This window comes from Leptothrix toolikensis (SeqCode) (assembly GCF_057922285.1).
This window is the reverse complement of record NZ_JBYSVC010000017.1, coordinates 15,266-40,519: the sequence shown is the minus strand read 5'-3', so window position 1 is coordinate 40,519 and position 25,254 is coordinate 15,266. Positions and strand designations below refer to the sequence as shown.

Genomic DNA, 25,254 nt, shown 5'->3' with positions numbered 1-25,254 from the left:
GCCAGCACGGTGACCACGCGGTGCTTCAGACACCACGCTGCCCAGCCAAGGTAGCGCGTCATCCAGCGCGGTTCGGGGTGGCTTTCCTTGGGCGGACGCAGGATGTAGGCCGACATCATCGGCGTGAGCATCCGGGCCACAACCAGCGAGAAGAACACCGCGATGGCGGCGGTCCAGCCGAACTGAACGAAGAATTTGCCCGGCACGCCACCCATGAAAGCGGTGGGCAAGAAGACGGCGATCAGCGTGAAGGTGGTGGCGATCACGGCCAAACCGATCTCGTCGGCCGCTTCCATGGCCGCCTGAAACGGCGTTTTACCCATACGCAGGTGCCGCATGATGTTTTCGATCTCGACGATGGCGTCATCGACCAGCACGCCCACGACCAGCGACATGCTCAGCAGCGTGACGATGTTGAGCGAGAAGCCGAACAGGTAATACATCGCCGCAAAGGTGGGCAGCACCGACAAGGGCAGGGCGGTGGCGGCCACCAGCGTGGCACGCCAATCGCGCAGGAACAGCCAAACCACGATCACGGCCAGAATTGAGCCTTCGAGCAACAAATACATCGAGCCGCTGAAGTTCTCGACCGTGGCGTCGATGAAGTTGAAGGCTTCGTTGACGCTCACGTCCGGATGCTCGGCGCGCAGCTTGTCGAGCGCGGTCCGCACCCCCTCGGCCACATCGGTTTCGCTGGCTCCGCGTGAACGCACGATCTCAAAACCGACCACCGGCGCGCCGTTGAGCAAAGCGGCGCTGCGTTTTTCAGCCACCGTATCGCTGATCTTGGCGATCTGATTCAGACGAATGCGCCGCCCGTCGGGCAGCGTGATGTCCATCCGGCCCAGCTCTTCAGCACTTTTGACGGTGGCCAAGGTGCGCACCGATTGTTCGATACCGCCCACATCGGCGCGCCCGCCCGAGGCGTCTTGTTGCACGGCCTTGAGTTGGCGCGAAACATCGGCCGCTGAGGCATGCAAAGCCAGCAGCTGGGTCGGATCGAGCTCGATAGCCACTTCACGACTCACGCCGCCCACCCGGGTGACTGAACCCACGCCGCGCACTGAAAGCATGGCTTTGGTGACGGCGTTATCCACGAACCACGACAGGGCCTCGTCGTCCATGCGGCTCGAAGCCACGGTGTAGGTCAGGATCGGTGAGCCGGCCAGATCAAGCTTGTTGATCACCGGGTCGCGAAGGTCGGCGGGCAGATCCGCACGGATGCGAGCCACCGCGCCGCGCACATCATCGAGCGCTTCTTGGCTGGATTTTTCAAGACGGAATTCGACCGTGACGAGGGCCACGCCGTCTTGCACCTTGGTGTAGATGTTTTTGACACCTTGGATCGAGGCCACGGCGTTTTCGATCTTGCGCGCGACTTCGGTTTCCAACTGAGCTGGGGCAGCGCCGGCCAGCGAGGCGGTGACGTTGATGGTGGGCAGGTCGATGTCCGGAAACTGCTGGACTTTCATCGACTTGAAGCCCATCAGGCCGGTGAGCGTGAGCATCAAAAAGAGCATCACGGCCGGGATGGGATTGCGGATGCTCCAAGCGGACACATTCATGGCGGGCTCCTGGCTCAGCGCACAGCGGCGGGTTGGACGGGCACCGCAGCCGTTGCGGGGCTTTCAACCACGCGCACACCGTCACCATCACCCAAAAATGCGCCGCCTGAAGCCACCACTTTGGCGATCGGATTCAACCCCGAAGTAATTTCGATCCGGTCTCCTTGGCGGCGACCCGTCGCGACCTTGGTCTGTGTGACCTTGTTGTCCATCCCCACTTGGAAGACATAGCTGAAGCCATCGCGCAGCAGCACGGCCGATTGCGGCAAGGTCTGGGCCGCAGCGCGTCCGAGCTCGAAATCACCCTTGGCGAACATGCCGGCACGCGCTGAGCCGTTGGCCGGCAGATCGACATACACCAGCCCGTTGCGGGTGGCGGGGTCCACGGTCGGGGCCACCATGCGCACCTTGCCTTGGATAGGCGTTCCACCCGCTGGCGTCAGGCTGACTTGGGTGCCGGGTTGAATGCGGGCCAACTCGGTGGCGGGCACTTCAGCGCGCCACTCTAAGCGCCGCTGGCGGATCAAGCGGAACAGTTCTTGACCGGGTTGGACCACCGCGCCGACGCTGGCTTGGCGCGCGGAGATCACGCCGTCGTCCAAGGCCGTGATGCGGGTTTGGCTGAGACGCAGTTCATCGGCGCTGAGGCGCGCTTTCAGGGCCTCTAGGCGTGCCGCAGCGGTTTGTTCGGCGGTGAACGCTTGTTGGCTTTGCTGCGCACTCATGGCCCCACCGGGCTGAAGTTGGCGGGCCCGATCCGCGTTGGCCCGAGCCTCCGTCAGCACCGCTTGGGCTTCGGCCAGATTGGCGCGTGAAGCGGCCACGTCGGCGGAGACCGATTCCGATTGCAGTCGTGCCAAGAGTTGACCGCGCCGCACGTTGTCGCCGACGTTGACCAAGACGTCCAGCAAGCGCAGCCCGCCGGCTTCGGCCCCGATCACGGCTTCTTGCCACGCCATCAGATTGCCGTTGGCGGTGATCGTGAGCGGCCAGTCCGCCGCTTGCAGGCTGGTGACGGTGACAGTCAATGCTGGGCGAGCCTTCGTTTTTGGCGCGGCCGCAGGTGCCGTTTTGTCTGTGGCTGCATCGCTTGCAGCATGGACCCATAAAGAGCCACCCAGTCCGAGGCCCGCAAGAGCGGTCAAGGCAAGGGCGTAGCGATGGCGGTGGGGCAGGGAGGTGAAGCCGGTCATGTCAAATTCCTAGAAAGGCTTGAAGCGAGGTGATGGCGGTGTTTCTCGTGCTCGACCAAGACCATGGCCCAATCGACCAGCCGTTCTAGATGGGCTGCGTTGTCGTTGAGCGTGAGCTCGGCGGTGTGGCACGGCAGGAAGCTGCGCGAGAGCTGGTCATGGGCCAAGGCCACGATGGCAAAGGCAAGTTGCCGCAAGGCGGGTGTCTCAGCGGGCGCACCCACGTGGCGTCCCAAGCAGCGCACCAAGCGTTCGTGTTGGGGCTGGATGTGTTGCAAGATCAGGTCAGCGCAACCAGCGGTGGGCTCGATGAGTTCACGCAGGTACAGCCGCATCATGGCGGCACGATCAGCTTGGTTGCTTGGACAGCAAATGGCCCCGATCACTTGGTGCAGATGAGTCGCTAGATCAACGTCGATGTCATCCAAGTTCTCGAAAGTGCGATCAGCGTCCTGAATCGGGCGCAGCAAAACGGTGCGGTACAGGCCGTCCTTGTCACCAAAGTAGTAATGGATCGAGGCCCCATTGACGCCAGCGGCTTGGCAGATTTCGCGTGTTGAGGTCGCAGTGAACCCTTTGTCTGCAAAAAGCAACGTGGCGGCCTCGATCAGACGAGCACGTGCTTCCGTTCCCCGTGGGGTTGTGGCTGCATGGATGGGCTCAGATCCAACAGTTTCGGGTGCGAAAGGGCTGAGATTTGACATTGACCAAGATCATAGATGAAATCAAGCAGTCGCTTGAAAGCTAGGGTAAGGACTAGGTATGCATGCGTTGACGGTTCGAAAGCTCACCTAAAACACTACAATGCGCAGCGCATTGGGTTCTTTTGCCCGGATCTGGATCAAAGCGAGATGCCGACACTGGAAGATCTCTCGGAGCGCGTCGAACGATTGCTGCTCCGCCACGAGGAATTAAAACGAACCCACGCGCTCATGGAGCAGCAAGTGGTCAATCTGATCCATGAGCGTGATGCCTTGCGCGTGCGTCTCGGAGCTGCGCGCAGCCGTATCGATACCTTGATCGTGCGACTGCCTGAGCGTTCGTCAGCGGGTGCTACGGCCATTGAGTCGTTTGAATCCGTGACCACCGACCCCGACCAGCCGGCCACCAGCTCATGAAGCAGCTTGAAGTCTTGATCATGGACCAGACCTATGTGCTGGGTTGCCCTGAAGGGCATGAGCAACGCTTGGCGGAGGCCGTGACGCGGGTCGACCGCGAGATGTCGATCATTCGCAATCACGGTAAGGTCAAATCGCGCGAGCGCATTGCGGTGCTGGCAGCGTTGAATTTGGCGTTCTCTTTCTCTGAGCCCAAAGACCCGGTACAGGTCTTTCCTGGCCAGTCTTTAGACGGTGAAAGTACCGCTCTTGTTGAGCCCCCTTGCGCCATTGATGTGGATGGGTTGGTGCGGCGCTTGGATGCCGCCTTGGGGTTGTGACCAGCTAACGGCTAGAATGAGCGCGTCCGTCGCCTCCGTGAGAGCTTTTATTTCCTTGAACCGATGCTTTCGCAAGCATGGGCTTGGAACATATCCCGGCTGGTGTGATCGTCTCGCGTCAGATGAACCCGAAGCCTGGCTGACCTCGCCCACCTGGACCCCTGGGTTCAGGAATGCGGCTCTCAGTTGGTGGCGGACTCCCTCATGATGATGATGGACCCCCTCTTGGTGGTCGAGCTGTTGCTCCTCGGCTCATGCACGGGCTTCATGGCGGGGTTATTGGGTATTGGCGGCGGGATGCTGCTGGTACCTTTCATGACGATGCTGCTGACTCGTCACGGCGTGGCGGATTCTCTTGCTGTGAAGATGGCGATTGCCACTTCTATGGCCACCATTTTGTTTACCTCTGTGTCGAGTGTGCGTGCGCATCACCGCCGAGGAGCCATTCGCTGGGATCTTGTCTTGGGTCTCGCCCCGGGCATAGTCATTGGTGGTTTGGTGGCTGGAGCCGGTATTTTTACCCTTCTCCAAGGCGCAACACTGGCGTTGGTTTTCGCGTTATTCGTGGGTTTTTCAGCGACGCAAATGTTGTTGAACCGTAAACCCAAACCCTCACGCCAGATGCCTGCCACCGTGGGTCGCTGGGGTGCTGGAGCCAGCATCGGCATGGTCTCTGGGCTGGTGGGTGCTGGCGGTGGATTCTTGTCAGTGCCTTTTATGACATGGTGCAACGTGCCTATGCATCGTGCGATAGCCACCAGCGCAGCACTGGGTTTCCCAATTGCTTTGGCCAATACGGTCGGCTACGTGATCGGGGGTTGGCACATAGAAAACTCCTTACCGGGCAGCTTGGGCTACCTCTGGCTACCTGGACTGATGGTGGTGGCATCAGCCAGTGTTTTGACCGCGCCATGGGGTGCCCGTGCTGCGCATGCGCTGGACGTGGTTCAACTGAAAAAAGTCTTCGCTTTGATGCTGTATGGGCTTGCGGCCTACATGCTCAGCCGTGCGCTGCCGCTGTGTTGGTTTAATACAAATTAAATAATTTAATTATTCTTGTTTTTATGGGGTCAAAATTCACATTCCCAGATGTTTGTTACTTTTGTATTTTTTTGTTAACAAAAATTTCCTGAGTTTGTGCTCTAAGAACGATTTTTAGATGCGTCTTATTTGTATCAAATTGAAGCAGTGAACTGTTTGTTTCTCTTTCGGTAGCATTTCACTGCAATTTCAAATCTTCGGGAGGACTGATTGAGGTTCTCCACTATCATTTCTGAAGAAATCATTGTCAGCTCTGGATGTTGTCCATTCATCATGCCGGGCGTGTGTCGTTTTTTTTGAGTCTGTATTGGGGAAATCATGTCTACCAGATATTTCAGGTTCTCGCGCCGTCCCGTTGCAGCCGCCGTTGCGGCTGTCGTGGTTCAGATGGTGGCTTCGTCAGCTCAGGCCGGTCCTGGGTTTGTGTCATCGGCTGACACGCTCGGGAATCCGATTCGGCTCCAGACCTATTTCGCCCATAGCCCCTCTGGTCCGCGAGGTTTGCTTGCGAATGGTCTGGCTAACCCGAACGCTGTGGTACCGACACCGGCTGAAATTGCCACCATCTATGGGTCGGCGGCAGCCTACCCTGGTACGACCGGAACGCCACTGCGCAAGTTCGTGGATCCCTTGCCGATGTTTGGTCGGCCCGCCACGGGCGTGATACCCACTTTGGCAGATGGCTCCACGGCGAAATACGTCCCTGTGGCTGTGCCCGAGAAGTGGGTTGATACAAATGGCGTCAGAACGGGGGATGACTACTTCGAAATCGCGGCTGTCGAATACACCGAAAAGGTGCATACCGACTTACGCAAGGCCACCACATTTCGGGGTTATGTACAGCTAGAAACCAACACCAATGCAGCGCCTACTGCGACACGTTGGCCGCTGTTCTATCCCGATGGGATCACTCCCATCATGATTCAAGACACCAACCCGGATGGATCGCTGAAATTCGATAACGCCGGCAACAAGGTGTTGAAGCAAGCGGTGGCTATGGATAAGCCCCATTACATGGGTCCGGTCCTCAATGCCACCAAGGGCGTTGCAACACGGATCAAACTGCATAACTTGCTGCCGGTTGGTCGCGCCGAACTGCTACGTGACGCCGCTGGTGTGCCCATGTTGGTCAAGGGGCAGGTTCAAGTATCGAAGCGCAATGGTGATTTGTTCTTGCCGGTAGATCCGTCTTTGTCGGGTGCGGGGACTGGTCCGGATGGTAATCGCTATACCCAAAATCGGGTCTCCCCCCATTTGTTGGGCTCGGACGCCCCGTGGATCAGCTCCGGCTCACCGCACCATTGGGTTGCGGCTGAGGGTGAGGAAGACCCTGCGCGTGTAGGATCACTGGCCAGCCAGATTGCCGATCCCGTTGCGCTTGACAACTATCTCAAGGGCGCGGGGGTGGTCAACGTGCCTGATATGTATGCCCCGGGAGCGGGAGCACGCACGTTGTATTTCCCCAATCAGCAGACGGCGCGCTTGATGTGGATTCAAGACAGCGCCAATGGAGCGGGCCGACTGAATACCTATGCGGGCTTGATTGCCCCCGTTGTGTTGACCGATGCGGTGGAGCAAGACTTGATTGCTCGCGGCATCATCCCCGGCCCGGCAGAGACGCTACCCATCGTGATCCAAGACAAGTCCTTTGTCCCGGATGACATCGCCTTGCAAGATGCGCGCTGGAACACCACTGCGTGGGGTGCGCCGGGTGATTTGTGGATGACGCACGTCTACGAGACGCTTCAAGATCCAGCGCAACAGAGTGGCTTTAACAAGGTGGGTCGCTGGCTGTATGGCCCGTGGTTCTGGCCGATTTTCCCGGCCCAGTATGTGCTGCCCACGGGGGCCTATGGCAACGAGACCATGGTGCCTGAGGTGTACAGCGACACCCCCGTCGTCAACGGCGTGGCCTACCCTTACGTGGATGTTGAGCCCAAGGCTTACCGCCTGAGGCTGGTCAATGGCGCGGTGGATCGTTCCTTCTCGTTCAGTTTGTTTGAGGCCGACCCGGCCTTGTCTTTCCCGGTGTCGGGCAAGACAGAAGTGCGCATGGTGCCCGCTGGTATGCCTTTGGTGCAGTGCGCTAACGGTGAAACCCGCTGGACGCCCGCCAACCCCTGTACACCGTTTGATTGGCCTGTGGATGCCCGTGTGGGCGGCGTCCCTGATCCAACCTTGCCGGGGCCGACGCTTTATCAATTTGGTTCTGACGGCGGTTTGCTCCCCCATGTGGCCCCGATTGATCCCCTGCCGACCAATCCGCTTTATGACAAAGGCCGTGTCACGGTCTTGAATATCGCTACCACAGGTCTCTGGCTTGGCCCGGCCGAGCGGGCTGATCTGGTGGTGGATTTCTCGCAGTACGCTGGCAAGACCTTGATCGCCTACAACGACATGTTCTCCCCGGTGCCGGCCCCGGATTTCCGCGATGACTACAGCCCCGGTGTGGGCGATAACTCGCCCATCGGTGGTGCAGAAGATGCCAAGCCTGGTTTTGGCCCCAACACCCGTACCTTGATGCAGTTCCGCGTGAAGGCGGCTGTGACCACGCCAGGGATTGCGTTCAATACGACCGCGCCCGCTGTTCCGGCCTTGTTTGCTGAGCTTCCCAAAGCGTATGTGGGGCAGATCAACGGGGTGGTGACGCCTGGTGCTTCTCAAGGTCGCCCGATCGTGGCGCAGTCGGCCTATAACGCTGCCTTCAACCCCTTGAGCAATTGCCCAGCAGTGGTTCAGCCCAATACCCCGGGCTGCTGGGATGATGTCAGGGCGTTCTCAAGCATCTATGCCGGAACGACCAAAGAGCCCTTGCTGAAATATGTCCCGGGTACGCCCAATTTGTTTGACGCTGTTCAAGTCACAGCACCGGGGTTGGGGTACATCACGGCACCGGCCGTCACCTTCAGTGGTGGTGGCGCGACCACGCAGGCCACAGCCACATCCTCGCTCAAAATCGCTTCGATCACGGTGGTGAATCCCGGTTCGGGCTACACCACCGCCCCGCTGGTGACGATCGCTGTCAACGGCGGGGTGGCTGGGGGTGGCGCTTCGGCCAGAGCTGAGTTGCTGGTCAACTATGTGAAGGTGACCAACGGCGGTAACGGCTATCTCACGGCCCCCATGGTGACCTTTGCTCTGCCACCCAAAGGCGGTATTCAAGCGCAAGGCACCGCTGTCGTCACAGCCGGCAAAGTAAGCGGGATCACCATCACCAACCCCGGTGCTGGTTATGACCGTATCCCCATGATCAGCATTGCACCTCCCCCCGTGAAGGTGGGCAATGTGCGTGCCACCGCAACTGCCACAGGGGGGCTCTCTGCCTTTGTCTTGCTGGCGACCGATCCGACCAATCCGAACACCAAGGGTGGTTTGGGTTATGTGGATATGACCCAGATCTTGCTCACGATCACGGCACCGCCTGTCTTGGCCAACATGCCTGTGGGGGTGATAGCCACCGGCTCGCCGATTGGTGCGGTCTATGACGTGACCTTGACCGACCCGGGGGTTGGTTACACCACGGCCCCAGTCGTGACACTTACGGGCGGCGGGGGTGCAGGTGCTACCGCCACAGTTTTGCCGTCCGGTCAAGCAACCTCCGTGGTGCAGGCCAAGGCTGAACAAGAGTTGCATGAATCCACCTATGGTCGGACCAACACCTCGTTGGGCGTCGAAATGCCCTTCGTTAACGCGGGTGTGCAGACCACGATTCCGCTCAACAACCTTGATCCAGCGACCGAGTTGTTGGGCAGCAACGAGACCCAGATTTGGAAGTTGGTCCATAACGGCTTGTATAGCCAAGTGTTGGGCTTCGACGGCATGGAAGTCCAGTTGATCAACCGCGTGGGTTGGGACAACTTCAATGAGCCGCCGTTCCCGAACGAAGTCGGCTGGAAAGACTCGGTTCGCGTGCATCCGCTCTCAGACGCCATCGTTGCTGTGCGCCCCAAGAAGCCCACGATGCCCGGCTTCGGTTTGCCCATCAGCACACGACCCTTCGACCCCACCCAAGTGTTGGGATCAAGCTTTGGCTTCACGCAGCTCGCCTTGCTGGGCGGCGGGATCTTCCCGGGTTTGCCGCCTGCAGCGACTGTGAATCAAATTGGCAGCTACGGCTGGGAGTTCACATGGGGTAACCGTGTTCTCAGCCACGCTGAGAACGACATGCGTCGTCCGGTGGTGGTGAATGCCGTGCAGGCGATCCCCTTGGCTCCATCGGCGTTGGCCGCTACCGTACCTGTATTTACACAGGGTATGGTCTATCCGGGGGTGACGCTGTCATGGACGGATAACGCATTGACCGAAACCCAGCAGCTGGTGCAGCGTGCGACAGGTGCTACAGGGACGGTTTTCAAGACGATTGCCACCTTGCCCGCCAACAAAACGTCGTTCGTAGATACCACGGTCGAAGGTGGCACGGCGTATCGCTATCAAGTGGTCGCTGTGGGTGCCGCAGGGCAAGCCATCTCGCCGATTCTGAATGCTGGGTTGACGCCGACGTTGCCTCCCGCAGCGCCGACCGCCTTGAGTGTCAGCCAAGCCACTGCCACGTCCATGTTGGTGAACTGGACCGATAACTCGACCAACGAAACCAACTTCGTCCTTGAAGCCTCCAATGGCGGTGCTTATGTGCCGGTACCCAGCTCGCCTGTGGCCAGCACCACCATGGCGGGTGTGGGCACGGTGGTGACGTTGCCGAGTGTCTTGCTGGCTGGGGGTGCTGCGACAGGAACGCTGACCTACCGTGTGGCTGCCAACAACACCTTGGGTAATCCGATCTACAACTCGGCCTTCACGTATTCCTCGCCGGTTGCGTTGAATGCCGTGCCCTTGGCACCCACCACCCTGAGTGCCGGGGCCATTTCTGAAGTTCAAGCCGATCTGAGTTGGAACGATAGCTCCAACAACGAAGCCGGCTTTGTGATTCAGATGTCGGATAACGGGGGGGCCTTTACCCAGATTGGTACGCTTCCTGTATCGGCCGGTGTCGGGAGCCGTTTGAGCTTTGTCGCACCCGTGCTGAATGGTCACCGCTACACCTTCCGTGTGGCTGCGCAGAGCTTCACGGGGATCCTCTCGCCTTGGCTGACCTCGGCGGTGGTGCCGGTGAGCTTCTTGCCTGCACAGCCGACCAATTTGGTACCTACGCTCAACTCGGCAACCCAAATCGCCCTGACTTGGACGGATGCTTCCAACAACGAAGCCAGCTTCCTGCCCCAAGTGTCGGCCAATGCTGGGGTGACATGGACCTCCCTGCCGGCTGTGGCTGCGGTGGCTGGCACAGGGACGATCCTGACCGCCAACTTCACGCCGGCCATGGGCAATGCCTACTTGTTCCGCATCAATGCGGTCAATGCCGCCGGTATGAATGCCTCTGCAACCTCGTTGCCTGTGGTGATGTTGCCGACGATGTCCGGTTTGGCTGCGACATCCAACGCACCGACCACAGCCACACTGACTTGGGTCGATGGGGGTCCGCTGGAGACCGGCTACAAGATCGAACGCAGTGTGGCGGGTACGGCAGTGTGGACCTTGGTGGGGACCACGTTGGCCAATGCTGTGACTTACACAGCCATCGGCTTGACGCCCAATACGGCCTATAACTTCCGGGTGACGCCGCAGAACGTGTCCGGGTTTATCACCCGTGCTGGTGCTGCGATGACCATTCCCGTGACCACGCAGGCGCTGCCTTCTGCCCCGACAGGGTTGACGGTGACTCCGGTGGCGGCTCCGGTCGGTGCCAACCTGAGCTGGGTGGATGGGTCGATCAACGAGACTTCCTTCCAAGTCCAACGTTGCACGGTGGTTGCACCGGCCGTGGCGTGCTTGCCGACCTCGGTTTGGACCACTGTGGGTAGCGTAGTGAGCACCACTTCAGCCACCACCGGCACCATCATCGGCTCGGCGAATACGGGGCTGGTGACCAAGACGACGTACAGCTTCCGGATCGTGCCGTTGATCGGTACGGTAGCGGGTACGCCGAGCGCCATCGTGACTGCGACCATGCCTTGATGGATGGTTCGGGGGATCGTCAAGGGTGACGTCCCTCGCGTGATCGCGCACAATCGGGGCTGCGCTGACTTCAACAGTCGGCGCAGCCCCGATCTCATTTCACAACCTGTTTCGTACCTTCGCCGAGTTCCAAGATGTTTCGCACCCTGTTGAACGCCAAGATTCACCGCGCCACCGTGACTCACTGCGAGTTGCACTACGAAGGATCCTGCGCGATCGACCAAGACCTGCTGGATGCCTCTGGCATCGTTGAAAACGAGCAGGTTCATATCTGGAACATCGACAACGGTGAGCGGTTCATCACCTACGCGATTCGCGGTCCGCGTGGTAGCGGCATGATTTCGCTCAATGGATCAGCGGCACGTCGAGCCACGGTGGGCGACTTGATCATCATTGCCAGCTTTGCGCAGCTCAACAGCGAAGAAATAGCGACCTTCAAGCCCAAGCTGGTCTTTGTCGATGGTGATAACCGCATCACCGAGCAACGCAGCGAGCCGGCCAACGCCATTCCGCCGCTGCACGCCCACAATCCCCACCCGAATCATCCACGTTGAAGCGCGTGGGCATGAGCGTGCGTCCGACCCTGTTGCTGGTGGATGGTTCCAGCTACCTCTACCGTGCTTTCCACGCCATGCCCGATCTGCGCAACGCGCAGGGCGAACCCACCGGGGCCTTGCACGGCATGATTGCGATGCTGGAGCGGCTGCGTGAGCAGTTCCCAGCCAGCCACGCGGTCTGTGTCTTTGATGCCAAGGGCCCGACCTTTCGGCACGATTGGTACGCTGATTACAAAGCCAACCGGCCGTCGATGCCGACGGATCTGGTGGCGCAATTAGCGCCTATCCACGAGATGGTTCGGCTCATGGGCTGGCCGGTGCTCGAAGTGCCGGGTATCGAGGCTGATGACGCTATCGGTACCTTGGCCCAAGTGGCCGTGGCTGCGGGCTATCAGGTCGTGATCTCGACCGGCGACAAGGATCTGGCGCAACTGGTCAATCCGCATGTCAGCTTGGTCAACACCATGACCGGCGAAACGCTTGATGAAGCCGGTGTGTTGGCCAAGTTTGGTGTGGCTCCTGATCGCATCATCGATTACCTCAGTCTCATCGGTGACACGGTCGATAACGTACCGGGTGTGGAGAAGGTGGGGCCGAAGACGGCCGTCAAATGGCTCGCTGAACACGGTTCGTTGGCAGGTGTGATGGCCGCAGCGGCCAGCGTCAAAGGCGTGGCGGGCGAGAACCTGCGCCGGGCGCTGGATTGGTTGCCGATGGGCCGCCGCCTCATCACGGTGCAGTGTGATGCGGATCTTTCCGCCCACGTCTCGGGCTGGCCGCAGGTCGGATCTTTGGCGTTCAAGCCGGAAGACAGCGAGGCTTTGCTGGCCTTCTACATCCGCCACGGTTTTGGCGCACGGCGGCGCAAGCTCGAAGAAGAGCAAAAAAAGGCAGCACAAAAGGCAGCACAAAAGGCAGCCGTGAAAGCAGTGGCTTTCGCTGAGCCCGATTTATTCGGTGCGCCAGAGCCCGCCGCTCTTCCTGATGAGCCTGCCGTGCTGGACGTGCTCGATCTTGCCAAACAGTACGAGACGATCCTCACCGAGGCGCAGCTCGACGCCTGGATGGCCCGCCTCCTCGCTGCTGAGCTGGTGGCGCTCGATACCGAGACCGATTCGCTCGATGCCATGCAGGCGCGCATCATCGGCATCAGCTTTGCGGTCAAGCCGGGTGAAGCTGCCTACATTCCGGTGGGGCATGACTATCCCGGTGCGCCTGAGCAGCTTGAGTTGCATGCTGTGCTGGCCCGACTCAAGCCTTGGTTGGAAGACGCCAAGGCCTGGAAAGTTGGGCAGAACATCAAGTACGACACCCACGTGTTGCTCAATCACGCCATCACGCTGCGGGGCTGGGCGCATGACACGATGCTGGAAAGCTATGTGCTCGAAGCGCGTCGTCCGCATGGGCTTGAAAGCCTTGCCTTGCGGCATTTGAACCGCAAGGGCCTGAGCTACGAGGATCTGTGCGGCAAGGGCGTGCATCAGATCCCGTTCTCGCAGGTTTCGGTCGAACAGGCCACGACCTATTCGGGCGAAGACAGCGACATGACGCTGCATGTCCATCAGACCTTGTGGCCACGTTTGCAAGCTGAGCCCAAGTTGTGCGAGGTCTACACCCGCATGGAGCTGCCCACCGCCGCTGTGCTGGGTCGCATAGAACGCCACGGGGTGTTGATCGACGCTTCAGTGTTGCTGCGCCAGAGCAACACCTTGGCACAGCGCATGGTGACCTTGGAAGCCGAGGCCCATGCCATCGCTGGGCAGGTGTTCAACCTCAGCAGCCCGAAGCAGATCGGCGAGATTTTGTTCCAGCGCTTGGGCCTGCCGATCAAGAAGAAAACCGCCACCGGCGCACCCAGCACCGATGAAGACGTGCTGCAAGAGTTGGCGCTGGATTACCCTTTGCCCGCCAAACTGCTTGAATACCGCAGTCTGGCCAAGATCAAGAGCACCTACACCGACAAGCTGCCGCAGATGGTCAACCCGGCCACGGGCCGCGTCCATACCAACTACGCCCAAGCGGTGGCGGTGACGGGTCGGCTGGCCAGCAACGAGCCCAATCTGCAAAACATCCCTATTCGCACCGCAGAGGGTCGGCGTGTGCGCGAGGCGTTCATCGCGCCGCTGGGCCATGTGATCGTGAGCGCCGATTATTCGCAAATTGAGCTGCGCATCATGGCGCACCTTTCAAACGACGCCACCTTGCTGCGAGCTTTTGCCGAAGGCCTGGATGTACACCGCGCCACGGCGGCTGAGATCTTTGGTATCACGCCAGTGGAAGTCACCAGCGAGCAGCGGCGTTATGCCAAGACCATCAACTTCGGACTGATCTACGGCATGGGTGCCTTTGGTCTGGCGCAGAGTTTGGGCATCGATATGACCTCTTCCAAGGCGTATATCGAGCGCTATTTCACCCGCTATCCCGACGTGAAACGCTACATGGACGCGACCCGTGCCCAAGCGGCAGAGCACGGTTATGTGGAGACTTTGTTCGGGCGGCGCATTGAATTGATGGACATTCGCGGCGGCAGCGGTCCGCGTCGGGCAGCAGCCGAGCGGCAGGCCATCAATGCGCCCATGCAGGGCACGGCGGCAGATCTGATCAAACTGGCGATGCTGGCCGTCCAAGACGCCATCGACGTGGAGGGCCGTGCCAGCCGCCTCATCATGCAAGTGCATGATGAGTTGGTCCTTGAGGTGCCTGAGGCAGAGCTCGATTGGGCCCGCGAGGCCCTACCGCGTTTGATGGCGGGTGTCGCCGAGCTCAAGGTGCCGCTGCTGGCCGAAGTCGGCGTTGGGCCCAATTGGGAGCAGGCGCACTAAGCCGATGCCCAGCGTCAGGGCTGGGGGGGCACCGCCACAGCTTCGGCCTCTTTCTTCCTGCGCAGGCTGTTGGCCAGCTTGACCACCGTGAAGATCACGAAGGCCACGATCAAGAAGTCGATCACGGTCTGCGCGAACTTGCCATAAGCGATCACCACGGCAGGGGAGTTGGCTGTCGCCGCCTTCAAGGGCCAGACCAACTCTGAAAAATTCACCCCGCCCATCAACATGCCGATGGGGGGCATCACCACATCGGCCACCAAGGATGAAACGACCTTGCCGAAGGCTGCGCCGATGATCACGCCCACAGCCATGTCGATGACGTTGCCCTTGACGGCAAATTCCTTGAACTCTTGAATCACGCTCATGATGGGTGCCTATCGTGTGCAAAAGACCGTAATGTACGGGCTTGCTCATCATCCCCACGTCAACGACATCGATGCATAGCCGTTGTTTACCTGGGTGGCGATGGCGTCACCCCTAGGAGAAAAAAGTGAATGTGATTCGTCGTATGGTCAAAATTGGTCTTCTCGTTGCCTTGGGTGTGGCGACGGTCGGGTGCTGTTTCAACCCCTTGGGTCGGGAGCACGGTGGGGTCTACCAAGGTGGTGGCGGTGAACACCATCAGCGTGGTGGCGAACGCGGTCGCTGACCAAGCCTGCGCTTGGGACGGTGACACCTTGGTGCTCCAGATCCTCGGTGAGCCCAACGCCAAGAAGGACGCCATCGGTAAGATCAAAGGCCACCAACTGATGGTCAGCGTCACAGCCAAACCCGTCGCTGGCCGCGCCACCGATCACATGCTGCGCTTCTTGGCCCCCCACTTCGGTGTCAACGTCAACGACATTGAAGTGGTGTTTGGCCGTTTCAACGTCAACAAACAACTCCGTATCAAAGCGCCTAAGCAACTACCTGCGGTGGTGCAGAAGGCGTTGTTGGGCTGATCCCCCTCAGCCCAACGCATCCAACAAGTCTGATTCGAACGCCAGTTGTTGGCGGTTGTGTTGTAGGGCCGCGCCATTGATGAGGAAGGTGTCTTCGACCCGTTCGCCCAAGGTGATGACTTTGGCCAGTTGCAGGTTGATGTCGTGCTGGGCCAGAACACGGGCGATGGCGTAGAGCAAGCCGGAGCGGTCGCTGGCCGAAACCGAAAGCAGCCAGCGTTGAGCTTTTTCGTCGGGACGCAATTGGATGCGCGGTGCCACGGGGAAGGACTTGACGCGGCGCGAGAGCCGCCCGCGTGAGGGCAAGGGCAGGGGGCCGTCTTGGTCGAGACCTTCGGCGAGTTGATGCTCGACCAAATGGATCAAGTCGCGGTAGGCGTAATCGACCAAATGGGTGGCGATGACTTGGAAGGTGTCCAAGGCGTAGCCGGCGCGGGTGGTGTGGATGCGGGCATCCAAAATGCTGAACTGCGCGCTGTCAAAGTAGCCGCAGATCCGGGCAAACAAGTCCGGGCGGTCCGGGGCGTAGACCAGCACTTGCAGGCCTTCGCCCAAGGGCGAGACGCGCGCGCTGACGATGGGCTGGGTGGTTTTGGCCTTGCGCTTGATGGCGCGGGCATGCCAAGCGATCTCGCCGCTGTCGTGGCGGGTGAAATAGTTCAAGTCCAGCGTGGACCAAAGCGCTTCTTCGCTGCCAGGCAACACCGAATGCAGGGCCAGCATCTGGCGCGCTTCGAGCTTGCGGGTTTCAACGTCCGCCGCGCCGTTGGGCCGCTCGCCGCCCAACGCGCGCAAGGTAGCGCGGTATAGGTCTTCGAGCAGCTTGCCCTTCCAAGCGTTCCAGACCTTGGGGCTGGTGCCCCGAATGTCGCAGACCGTCAGCAAGTACAGCGCCGTCAAGCGACGTGGGTCTTGCATGCGCTTGGCAAAAGCGTCGATCACTTCGGGGTCGGAGAGGTCTTCCTTCTGCGCCACGTGCGAGAAGGTCAGGTGCTCGCGTACCAAGAACTCGATCAAGCGGGCATCCTCGCGCTCGATGGCGTGGTCGCGGCAAAAACGCCGTACTTCGGTGGCCCCCAGCTCAGAGTGATCGCCGCCCCGGCCCTTGGCCACGTCGTGAAAGAGCGCCGCCACAAACAGCAGCCAGGGCTTATCCCAGTGCGCGGCCAAGTTCGAGCAAAAGGGGTACTCGTGGGTGTGCTCGGGCACAAAGAAGCGCCGCATGTTGCGCAGCACCATCAAGATGTGCTGGTCTACGGTGTAGACGTGGAACAAGTCGTGCTGCATCTGCCCAACGATGCGCCGGAAGACCCACAGATAGCGCCCCAGCACCGAGGTCTCGTTCATCAACCGGAAGGCATGCGTCTGGCCCCGGGGCTGACGCAAGATGGCCATGAAGGTGGCGCGATTGACTGGGTCGATGCGAAACGCATGGTCCATCATCCCCCGGGCGTTGTAGAGCGCGCGCAGGGTGCGGGTGGACAAGCCGGTGATGCCAACTTGCTGCTGAAAGACCAAAAAGGTTTGCAAAATCGCGTGCGGATCACGCTGGTAGAGGTCATCGCTGACCACTTCAAGCAAGCCGGCGCGCTCTAGAAAGCGCGCATCAATGCGGCGCATCGGTGCGTCTTGCACCCCCAGTACGCGCTCTTCGATGTTTTGCAGCAGCAAGCCGTTGAGCTGGTTGACGGCTTTGGCAGCCCAGTAATAACGCCGCATCAGCGCCTCGCTGGCGCGCTGCTTGAGCGTTGAGCTGTAGCCAAAGCTTTCGGCCACAGCGGTTTGCAGATCAAAGACCAGGCGATCCTCGCGCCGACCGGCCACGATGTGTAGCCGGGCGCGGATCATCTTGAGCAAGCCTTCGTTGCGCTGCACTTGCTGGGCTTCGAAGCGGGTGATCAAGCCCTTGCCGGCCATCTCTGACCAAGAACGGCCCAGCCCAGCAGCGTGGGCGATCCAGCGCAGCACCTGCACATCGCGCAAGCCGCCCGGGCTTTCCTTGCAGTTGGGCTCCAGCGCGTAGGGCGTGTCCTCGAACTTGATGTGGCGTTGGCGCAGCTCCAGCGTCTTGGCGCGTAAAAACGCGGCGGGCTGGAGGCTTGCCAGCGTGGCTTGGCGGAACTGGTCGTAAAGCCGCCTTGAGCCGCACAGCCGGCGGCTTTCAAGCAAGGCGGTTTGCACAGTGATGTCAGCCTGCGCCTCGATCAGGCATTCGCTCACGCTGCGCACCGAGGAGCCCAGCTCCAGGCCCAGATCCCAGCACGCGGTGATGAAGCCTTCAAGCAAGGTCTTTATGTGCTCGTCGGCTTCGACGGGACTGGTGCCGGTTTCGGGCAGCAGGATCAACACATCGACATCGGAGTAGGGAAACAACTCCCCGCGCCCATAGCCCCCCACCGCCACCAAGGCTGCCCCCCGAGGCATGTGGCTTTGTTCCCAAAGCTGTTGCAAGGTGGTGTCGGCCAGACGGCTTAGGCTGCGCACCAAGCGCTCGGCCGACGCAGCGGTGGTGGGGCCTTGGCGGAACTGCTCGATCAAAACGGCGCGACCCTCGCGCAATTGCCGACGCAGCTCCGGCACGTTCAAGGGCGCGGCCACCATGCTTAGGACTTGGCTTTGGCAAAGGGCGGGATGGGAGGGCTGCCGGCCGACAAGGTCAGCACTTCAAAGCCCACATCGGTCACCACCACGGTGTGTTCCCACTGCGCCGAGAGCGAGCGGTCCTTGGTGATGATGGTCCAGCCGTCGCCCGAGTCTTTGATGTCACGCTTGCCGGCGTTGATCATGGGCTCGATGGTAAAGACCATGCCGGTGCGCAAGACATCGCCCGTGCCCGGACGACCGTAATGCAGCACTTGCGGGTCTTCATGGAAGGCCCGTCCAATGCCGTGACCACAGAACTCGCGCACCACCGACAGGCCATTGCCTTCGGCAAAACGCTGGATGGCATGACCCACATCGCCCAGCCGGGCACCCGGTTTGACTTGCATGATGCCGTGCCACATGGCCTCGTGCGTCAAGGCGCAAAGCCGCTTGGCCGCAATCGAGGTGCTCTTGCCCACTGCAAACATCCGGCTCGTGTCACCGTGCCAGCCCTCCTTGATGGTGGTGATGTCCACGTTGATGATGTCGCCGTCCTTCAAGGGGCGGTCGTTGGGGATGCCGTGGCAGACCTGATGGTTGATCGAGGTACACACCGACTTGGGGTAGGGGGCATAGCCCGGTGGGGCGTAGTTCAGTGGGGCGGGAATGCATTGCTGCACATCCACCATGTAGTCGTGACAGAGCTTGTCCAGCTCGTTGGTGGTCACACCGGGTTTGACAAAGGGTTCTAGATAATCGAGAACCTCGGAGGCCAGACGGCAAGCGATGCGCATGCCTTCAATGTCTGAAGCGGATTTGATCGTGATCGACATGGGGCGGGATTATCGCCATTTGCCCGTAACATCCACAGTTCACACCATCCAAGATTGATCCACGCATGTTTTTACACACCACTTCACGCCTGTCGCTGCTGTTGTGCGGCGTTGGGTTGGCCCTGGGTTCGGGGCTGGTTATCGGTCAGACGGCGGCGAGTGCGCCCGCCAGCGATGATTTTTCGGTGGGGCTAGAGCTGTTCAAAGCCGGCAAGATGGCTCGCGCCGCCAGCAGATTCAAACAGAGCTTGGCGGCGGATGCGCACAACGCGCAAGCGCAGTTTTATTTGGGCGAGGCCTACCAAGGGTTGAAGCAAAACGACAAAGCGCGCCAAGCCTATCAACGTACCTTGGAATTGGCCCCGACCGCTGAGATAGCGGCCTGGGCGCAACAACGTTTGGCCGGCGAAAAAGCACCCATCGTTGCACCACCTCCGGTTGCACCACCTCTGGCCTTGTCGGCCTCAGCACCAGCATCAGCACCTGTCGTCGTTGTCTCTACACCCGTGCCGCTACCTGTGCCTGTGCTGGCCGTAGCAGCTTCCGCACCTGCACCTGCACCCGCAGCATCGGCACCGCCCCCGATACCCGTGGCTGTGCCTGCGGCTAAGCCTGTGGGGAGCGTCTTCCAAGACTGCGCCACCTGCCCCGAGATGGTGGTGGTGCCCGCAGGCTCCTTCACCATGGGCTCAGCAGCGCTTGAAACGGGCCTGTACGCAAACGAGACTCCCGCCCACAAAGTGGTTTTTGCCAAGCCGTTCGCGGTGGGCAAGTTCGAAATCACCTTTGATGAATGGCGCGCTTGCGTGGCCGAGCACGCCTGCCGCGCCGCGTGGGATGGTGGCTGGGGCGAGGGCCGTCGGCCGGTGATCCATATCAACTACGAGCAAGCGGTGGGCTACACCGAGTGGCTTGCCGAGAAAACCGGCCACGCCTACCACTTGCTGACCGAGGCCGAGTGGGAGTACGCCGCCCGGGCGGGCACCGACAAGCTGCGTCATTGGGGCAACTCAGCGGAACGGGCCTGTCAATTTGCCAATGTGGCCGATCAAAGTGCGCGGCAAAAGCACCCCGATTGGACCGAAACCTTCGATTGCGATGACGCCTCAGCCCAGACCGCGCCGGTGGGCTCCTACCGACCCAACGCTTTTGGCCTGCACGACATGCTCGGCAATGTCTGGGAGTGGGTGGACGATTGCTATCACGCCAGCTACCAAGGCGCGCCCATGGAGGGCAGTGCTTGGCATGCGCTGGACTGCTCCTTGCGCGTCTACCGAGGCGGCAGCTGGTATGGCTTCCCCAAGGAAATCCGCTCGGCGCTGCGCATCAAATCGGTCGCCGCGTTCAGCAACGACGACCTGGGATTTCGGGTGGCGCGTTCACTGCCGTGATGAGGTGGGCGAGGCCGGTGAGGCCGTGCCCTTCATGAGCATCATCGCTGTGCCAATGAGTGCCGAGACTTCGCTCATGTTGCCCGGCACGATCATGGTGTTGTTCTTCTGCGCGAGCTGGGCATAGGCCTCAACGGCTTTTTCAGCGACTTTGAGTTGCACGGCTTGCGCCCCGCCGGGCTGCTCAATGGCTTGGGCGATTTTGCGGATGGCTTCGGCGGTGGCATCAGCCACGGCCAAGATGGCAGAGGCTTCGCCTTGGGCTTTGTTGATCTGGGCTTGCTTTTCACCTTCTGAGCGGGCGATGAACGACTCGCGCTCGCCGGTGGCGATGTTGATCTGCTCTTGCTTGCGGCCTTCAGACGCTGCGATCAGGGCGCGCTTTTCGCGCTCGGCGGTGATCTGCTGCTGCATGGCATGCAAGATCTCCTTGGGCGGGGTCAGATCCTTGATCTCATAGCGCAGCACCTTCACGCCCCAGTTCAAGGCGGCGTCGTCCAACACATTGACGACCGAAGCGTTGATGGCATCGCGCTCTTCAAAGGTTTTGTCCAACTCCATCTTGCCGATCATGCTGCGCAGGGTGGTTTGCGCCAGCTGGGTGATGGCCATCACGTAGTTGGCCGAACCGTAGCTGGCCAGTCGTGGATCGGTGACTTGGAAGTAGAGGATGCCGTCCACCTCCAACTGGGTGTTGTCACGCGTGATGCAGATCTGGCTGGGCACGTCCAGCGCAATTTCCTTGAGCGTGTGCTGGTAGGCGAGCCGATCCACAAAGGGCACCAAGAAGTTCAGTCCGGGTGCGAGCACGGCGTGGTATTTGCCGAGGCGCTCCACCACCCAAGCGTGCTGTTGGGGCACGACTTTGAGCGAGCGGGCAATGAAAATGACAGCGACAAACAAGATGACGATGGCAATCGGGTCCATGAGAGGGGCTCCTTGGGAATCAGTGTTGTGGTCAGTGTTGTGGTTCAAGGATCAGCGTGTTGCCGTCCAAAGCTTGGATCACGTGCGCGCCGGGCGCAGGAGCCGCGTCACCTTGATAGCGTGCGGACCACAGCGTGCCCCGGTAGTGAACGCGGGCGGTGCCATCAGACTGCCACTGATCGACTTGGACGTGCTGACCGATGTCAAGGTTGTTGAGATCAGCGCCCGGCGGATGACGCCGGTGCAGTCGTTGCAATCGGTACAGTCGTTGCAGTTGGTGCCAAACCAAGACGGCGCTGCCCCCGATGCCGGCGGCGAGGATGGTTTGTGCCGTAGCGCTCCAGCCTGCGTAGGCCGCTAAGCCCGCAGCGGCACAGCCCAAGGCCAGCATCAGCAGATAAAAGGTGCCGCTCAGCAGCTCCAGTGCCACCATCAGGCCCGCTGCAAGCCACCATCCCACGCTGCCATCGATGCTGCTGCCCATGTTGATCTCTTGTTCTTTGATGAATGCTTTGACGGACGGACAGTGTAAGGGGCGAGAAGTGTCATTTGATGGCTCTACACTGCGCGCACTTTTTAGGCTTTTCCCAGGGCAGTCATGCAGCCGTTTCACTTTCCAATCGTCATCATTGACGAAGACTTCCGTTCCGAAAACACCTCGGGTTTGGGCATCCGAGCCTTGGCGCAGGCCATCGAGAAAGAAGGAATGGAGATCCTTGGTGTGACCAGTTATGGCGACCTCTCGCAGTTCGCCCAGCAGCAAAGTCGCGCTGGTGCGTTCATCTTGTCCATCGACGATGAAGAGTTCACGCCGGGGCCTGAGCAAGATCCCGCTATCGTCAAGCTGCGTAACTTCATCGCCGAAATCCGCTTCCGTAATGCTGAAATTCCGATCTATCTCTATGGCGAAACGCGCACCTCGCAACACATCACCAATGACATCTTGCGCGAGCTCCACGGCTTCATCCACATGTTTGAAGACACGCCCGAATTCGTGGCGCGTCACATCATCCGAGAAACCCGCAGCTACCTCGACTCGCTGGCCCCACCGTTCTTCCGGGCGCTTTTGGGCTATGCAGCCGATGGCTCCTATTCGTGGCACTGCCCAGGACATTCGGGCGGCGTGGCCTTCCTGAAGAGCCCGATTGGGCAGATGTTTCACCAGTTCTTCGGTGAAAACATGCTGCGCGCTGACGTCTGCAACGCGGTTGAAGAACTCGGCCAGCTGCTCGACCACACCGGCCCGGTGGCGGCCTCGGAGCGCAACGCTGCGCGCATCTTCAACGCCGATCACTGCTACTTCGTCACCAACGGCACCTCGACCTCGAACAAGATGGTCTGGCACCACACGGTGGCCCCGAACGATGTGGTGCTGGTGGACCGCAACTGCCACAAGTCGATCCTGCACGCGATCATCATGACCGGGGCGATCCCGGTGTTCTTGACGCCCACGCGCAATCACTTCGGCATCATCGGCCCGATCCCCGAGAGCGAATTCACCCGTGAGTCGATTGAGCGCAAGATCCGCGCCCATCCGCTTTTGGAAGGTGTGGACCCTGCGACCATCAAGCCGCGCATCCTCACCGTGACGCAGAGCACCTACGACGGCGTGCTCTACAACGCTGAAACCATCACCCGCATGATGGACGGCTGGGTCGAGGCGGTGCATTTCGACGAAGCTTGGCTGCCACACGCCGCCTTCCACCGCTTCTATTCGAAGTACCACGCCATGGGCAAGGACCGCGAGCGCGCCGCGCAGTCCTTGGTCTACGCCACTCAAAGCACGCACAAGCTGCTGGCTGGCCTGAGCCAAGCCTCGCAAGTGCTGGTGCAGGACTCCAAGGAGCGCAAGCTGGACCGCAGCCTCTTTAACGAGGCCTACTTGATGCACAGCTCCACCAGCCCGCAGTACGCCATCATTGCCTCGTGTGATGTGGCCGCCGCGATGATGGAGCCCCCAGGCGGCACGGCCTTGGTGGAAGAAAGCCTGAAGGAATCGCTGGCCTTCCGTCGCGCCATGCGCAAGGTGGACAAGGAGTTTGGCAAGGACTGGTGGTTCAAGGTCTGGGGCCCGGATCGCCTGACCTCAGCGGGCATCGGTAAGCCCGAAGACTGGGTGCTCAAGACCAACGACAAGTGGCACGGTTTTGGCGGTTTGGCCACCGGCTTCAACATGCTCGACCCGATCAAATGCACCTTGATCACCCCGGGGCTGGACGTGTCGGGCAAGTTCGCCAAGACCGGCATTCCGGCGGCCATCGTCACCAAGTTCTTGGCCGAGCACGGTGTGGTGGTGGAAAAAACCGGGCTGTACTCGTTCTTCATCTTGTTCACCATCGGCATCACCAAGGGCCGCTGGAACACACTACTCACTGCCTTGCAGCAGTTCAAGGACGACTACGACCGCAACGCTTCCATGTGGCGCATCCTGCCCGAGTTCTGCCAAGCCCATCCGCAATACGAAAAGATGGGCCTGAAGGATCTCTGCCAGACCATGCATGAGGCCTATGCCAAGGGCGACATCGCGCGGCTCACCACCGAGATGTATCTCTCCGATCTGCAACCGGCCATGAAGCCCAGCGATGCCTTTGCCCACATCGCGCGCCGCACCACCGAACGGGTCGATATCGACGCGCTAGAAGGTCGCATCACCACCTCGCTGCTGACACCGTATCCGCCGGGCATCCCGCTGTTGATTCCGGGTGAACGCTTCAACAAGAAGATCGTGGACTACCTGCGCTTTGCCCGCGAGTTCAACCAGCACTTCCCCGGTTTCCACACCGATGTGCATGGCTTGGTCGAAGAAGACTTGGGGGGCGGCAAGCACCGCTATTACGTCGATTGCGTTGCGCAACAGGACTGATCGTTGTTGTTTCCTGCGGGCAAACACCGTCATGGGTGCGATAGCGCTGCGTAATAATGGCGCGCTTTCTTCACCAGAGATTAAAGAGTCCACCCATGATTCAGCGCAAATTCATTCGCACCGCCCTTTTTTCCGCCCTGTTGGGTTTGGCTTGGTCGGCTCAGGCCGCCGACACAGCAGCGAGCGCACCAGCGTCGGCACCTGTGGCGGCTTCCGCAGCGGCCTCGGGCATGGGCGGGCATCATCACCATCGCACGGATGTCAAAGCGCACGCTGCTGAGCATGTGGCCAGTGGCGCTCACGCGGCCCACGCGGCCCATCACGCCCATTGGGAGTACGTCAATGCGCACGACACCGGCCCGGGTCATTGGGGTGATCTGGACCATGCGTTTGAAGAATGCTCCAAGGGCGTGCATCAAAGCCCGGTGAACATCGACAAGACCGTCAAAGTCGCTTTGCCGGCGCTGGAGTTCAGCTATGCCAACGTTGCACCAGTGATTTTGAACAACGGTCACACCGTGCAAGTCAACTTGCCGGCGGGTCAGAAGTTGAAGGTCGGTGAGCAGAGCTATGAGCTGCTCCAGTTCCACTTCCACACCCCCAGCGAAGAAGCAGTGTCGAGCAAGCGCGCACCGATGGTGGCGCATTTCGTCCACAAAAATCCCGAAGGCAAGCTGGGTGTGGTGGCCCTGCTGATCGACATCGGCAAAGAGCCGTCCGCCCTGGATCCGATCTTTGACCACCTGCCGCGCGCCGGTGAAAAGGTCACCGTGGACGACCTGAGCCTCGACTTGGCCGCCATGCTGCCCAAGGGCCGGGGTTACTACAACCTCGAAGGTTCGCTGACCACACCGCCGTGCAGCGAAGGCGTCAACTGGATGATCCTGAAGGAACACGCCACGCTGACGCATGAGCATGTGCGTGCTTTCCAGCGCGTCTTCCACGCCAACGCCCGCCCGGTGCAACCCCTGCACGACCGCGTCGTTAAAGAATCGCTTTAAGAAGAGCCATGAGCCCACAGCGCCATGCGTCCTGCGCATGGGCTGAACCGTGCCAGACTTGAGCTCTTTTCTATCTCGGACCGA

General features: G+C 60.3%; 18 protein-coding genes. 10 read left to right on the top strand and 8 right to left on the bottom strand.

The window, feature by feature from the left end; all coding sequences use genetic code 11:
- The 3 genes from AC3VI7_RS04510 to AC3VI7_RS04500 form a co-directional block, all read right to left on the bottom strand.
- Positions 1-1,565, bottom strand: a 1,565-nt coding sequence (locus AC3VI7_RS04510) for an efflux RND transporter permease subunit (RefSeq protein ID WP_489671405.1), incomplete at its 3' end; no start/stop codon positions are given.
- A gap of 14 nt (positions 1,566-1,579) precedes the next feature.
- Positions 1,580-2,758, bottom strand: a complete 1,179-nt coding sequence (locus AC3VI7_RS04505; protein WP_489668772.1) for an efflux RND transporter periplasmic adaptor subunit — start codon at positions 2,756-2,758, stop codon at positions 1,580-1,582.
- Positions 2,755-3,351: a TetR/AcrR family transcriptional regulator gene (locus tag AC3VI7_RS04500; RefSeq protein ID WP_489668771.1), complete on the bottom strand. Its 597-nt coding sequence runs from the start codon at positions 3,349-3,351 to the stop codon at positions 2,755-2,757. The genes AC3VI7_RS04505 and AC3VI7_RS04500 overlap by 4 nt, the downstream gene beginning before the upstream one ends.
- Before the next feature lie 258 nt (positions 3,352-3,609).
- Here AC3VI7_RS04500 and AC3VI7_RS04495 point away from each other — a divergent pair, with 258 nt between their 5' ends.
- The 6 genes from AC3VI7_RS04495 (at position 3,610) to polA (ending at position 14,628) form a co-directional block, all read left to right on the top strand.
- Positions 3,610-3,876 (top strand): DUF904 domain-containing protein, encoded by a 267-nt coding sequence (locus tag AC3VI7_RS04495; protein WP_489668770.1) that lies wholly within the window; start codon positions 3,610-3,612, stop codon positions 3,874-3,876.
- Complete coding sequence (locus AC3VI7_RS04490; RefSeq protein WP_489668769.1) at positions 3,873-4,196, top strand: cell division protein ZapA; 324 nt, start codon at positions 3,873-3,875, stop codon at positions 4,194-4,196. Before AC3VI7_RS04495 ends, AC3VI7_RS04490 begins: the two co-directional genes overlap by 4 nt.
- 207 nt (positions 4,197-4,403) lie before the next feature.
- Complete coding sequence (locus AC3VI7_RS04485) at positions 4,404-5,237, top strand: sulfite exporter TauE/SafE family protein (protein WP_489668807.1); 834 nt, start codon at positions 4,404-4,406, stop codon at positions 5,235-5,237.
- 501 nt (positions 5,238-5,738) lie between these two features.
- A complete protein-coding gene (locus AC3VI7_RS04480; protein ID WP_489671219.1) occupies positions 5,739-11,249 on the top strand; it encodes a hypothetical protein in 5,511 nt (1,836 codons plus the stop codon).
- 134 nt (positions 11,250-11,383) lie between these two features.
- Complete coding sequence (gene panD, locus AC3VI7_RS04475; RefSeq protein WP_489669345.1) at positions 11,384-11,803, top strand: aspartate 1-decarboxylase; 420 nt, start codon at positions 11,384-11,386, stop codon at positions 11,801-11,803.
- An 11-nt stretch (positions 11,804-11,814) separates the two neighbouring features.
- Positions 11,815-14,628: a DNA polymerase I gene (polA, locus tag AC3VI7_RS04470; protein WP_489669344.1), complete on the top strand. Its 2,814-nt coding sequence runs from the start codon at positions 11,815-11,817 to the stop codon at positions 14,626-14,628.
- 14 nt (positions 14,629-14,642) lie between these two features.
- Here the strand turns inward: polA and mscL are convergent, their stop codons facing one another.
- On the bottom strand, positions 14,643-14,996 hold the full coding sequence (gene mscL / locus AC3VI7_RS04465) for a large-conductance mechanosensitive channel protein MscL (protein WP_489669343.1): 354 nt from the start codon (positions 14,994-14,996) through the stop codon (positions 14,643-14,645).
- Between the two features lie 255 nt (positions 14,997-15,251).
- Here mscL and AC3VI7_RS04460 point away from each other — a divergent pair, with 255 nt between their 5' ends.
- Positions 15,252-15,572 (top strand): DUF167 domain-containing protein, encoded by a 321-nt coding sequence (locus AC3VI7_RS04460; RefSeq protein WP_489671223.1) that lies wholly within the window; start codon positions 15,252-15,254, stop codon positions 15,570-15,572.
- A gap of 6 nt (positions 15,573-15,578) precedes the next feature.
- Here the strand turns inward: AC3VI7_RS04460 and AC3VI7_RS04455 are convergent, their stop codons facing one another.
- A complete protein-coding gene (locus AC3VI7_RS04455) occupies positions 15,579-18,173 on the bottom strand; it encodes a [protein-PII] uridylyltransferase (protein ID WP_489669341.1) in 2,595 nt (864 codons plus the stop codon).
- A gap of 2 nt (positions 18,174-18,175) precedes the next feature.
- A complete protein-coding gene (gene map, locus AC3VI7_RS04450) occupies positions 18,176-18,988 on the bottom strand; it encodes a type I methionyl aminopeptidase (protein WP_489669340.1) in 813 nt (270 codons plus the stop codon).
- Positions 18,989-19,053: 65 nt separating this feature from the next.
- On the opposite strand from map, the gene AC3VI7_RS04445 reads away from it, so the two are divergent.
- Complete coding sequence (locus AC3VI7_RS04445; protein ID WP_489669339.1) at positions 19,054-20,379, top strand: SUMF1/EgtB/PvdO family nonheme iron enzyme; 1,326 nt, start codon at positions 19,054-19,056, stop codon at positions 20,377-20,379.
- Here AC3VI7_RS04445 and AC3VI7_RS04440 read toward each other — a convergent pair.
- Together AC3VI7_RS04440 and AC3VI7_RS04435 are read right to left on the bottom strand one after the other, a co-directional pair.
- A complete protein-coding gene (locus tag AC3VI7_RS04440; RefSeq protein WP_489669338.1) occupies positions 20,368-21,306 on the bottom strand; it encodes an SPFH domain-containing protein in 939 nt (312 codons plus the stop codon). The genes AC3VI7_RS04445 and AC3VI7_RS04440 overlap by 12 nt on opposite strands.
- A gap of 31 nt (positions 21,307-21,337) precedes the next feature.
- Entirely contained in the window at positions 21,338-21,790 is a 453-nt protein-coding gene (locus AC3VI7_RS04435) for an NfeD family protein (RefSeq protein WP_489669337.1), read from the bottom strand.
- A 114-nt stretch (positions 21,791-21,904) separates the two neighbouring features.
- On the opposite strand from AC3VI7_RS04435, the gene AC3VI7_RS04430 reads away from it, so the two are divergent.
- A complete protein-coding gene (locus AC3VI7_RS04430) occupies positions 21,905-24,169 on the top strand; it encodes an Orn/Lys/Arg family decarboxylase (protein ID WP_489669336.1) in 2,265 nt (754 codons plus the stop codon).
- Positions 24,170-24,264: 95 nt separating this feature from the next.
- Entirely contained in the window at positions 24,265-25,170 is a 906-nt protein-coding gene (locus tag AC3VI7_RS04425; protein WP_489669335.1) for a carbonic anhydrase, read from the top strand.
- Positions 25,171-25,254 lie beyond the last annotated feature (84 nt).

Excerpts from the sequence above, each read along its gene's own strand:
- AC3VI7_RS04505 (WP_489668772.1), bottom strand. The coding sequence starts at position 2,758 with ATGACCGGCTTCACCTCCCTGCCCCACCGCCATCGCTACGCCCTTGCC.
- AC3VI7_RS04495 (WP_489668770.1), top strand. The coding sequence starts at position 3,610 with ATGCCGACACTGGAAGATCTCTCGGAGCGCGTCGAACGATTGCTGCTC.
- AC3VI7_RS04490 (WP_489668769.1), top strand. The coding sequence starts at position 3,873 with ATGAAGCAGCTTGAAGTCTTGATCATGGACCAGACCTATGTGCTGGGT.
- AC3VI7_RS04485 (WP_489668807.1), top strand. The coding sequence starts at position 4,404 with ATGATGATGGACCCCCTCTTGGTGGTCGAGCTGTTGCTCCTCGGCTCA.
- panD (WP_489669345.1), top strand. The coding sequence starts at position 11,384 with ATGTTTCGCACCCTGTTGAACGCCAAGATTCACCGCGCCACCGTGACT.
- polA (WP_489669344.1), top strand. The coding sequence starts at position 11,815 with ATGAGCGTGCGTCCGACCCTGTTGCTGGTGGATGGTTCCAGCTACCTC.
- mscL (WP_489669343.1), bottom strand. The coding sequence starts at position 14,996 with ATGAGCGTGATTCAAGAGTTCAAGGAATTTGCCGTCAAGGGCAACGTC.
- AC3VI7_RS04455 (WP_489669341.1), bottom strand. The coding sequence starts at position 18,173 with ATGGTGGCCGCGCCCTTGAACGTGCCGGAGCTGCGTCGGCAATTGCGC.
- map (WP_489669340.1), bottom strand. The coding sequence starts at position 18,988 with ATGTCGATCACGATCAAATCCGCTTCAGACATTGAAGGCATGCGCATC.
- AC3VI7_RS04445 (WP_489669339.1), top strand. The coding sequence starts at position 19,054 with ATGTTTTTACACACCACTTCACGCCTGTCGCTGCTGTTGTGCGGCGTT.
- AC3VI7_RS04440 (WP_489669338.1), bottom strand. The coding sequence starts at position 21,306 with ATGGACCCGATTGCCATCGTCATCTTGTTTGTCGCTGTCATTTTCATT.
- AC3VI7_RS04435 (WP_489669337.1), bottom strand. The coding sequence starts at position 21,790 with ATGGGCAGCAGCATCGATGGCAGCGTGGGATGGTGGCTTGCAGCGGGC.
- AC3VI7_RS04430 (WP_489669336.1), top strand. The coding sequence starts at position 21,905 with ATGCAGCCGTTTCACTTTCCAATCGTCATCATTGACGAAGACTTCCGT.
- AC3VI7_RS04425 (WP_489669335.1), top strand. The coding sequence starts at position 24,265 with ATGATTCAGCGCAAATTCATTCGCACCGCCCTTTTTTCCGCCCTGTTG.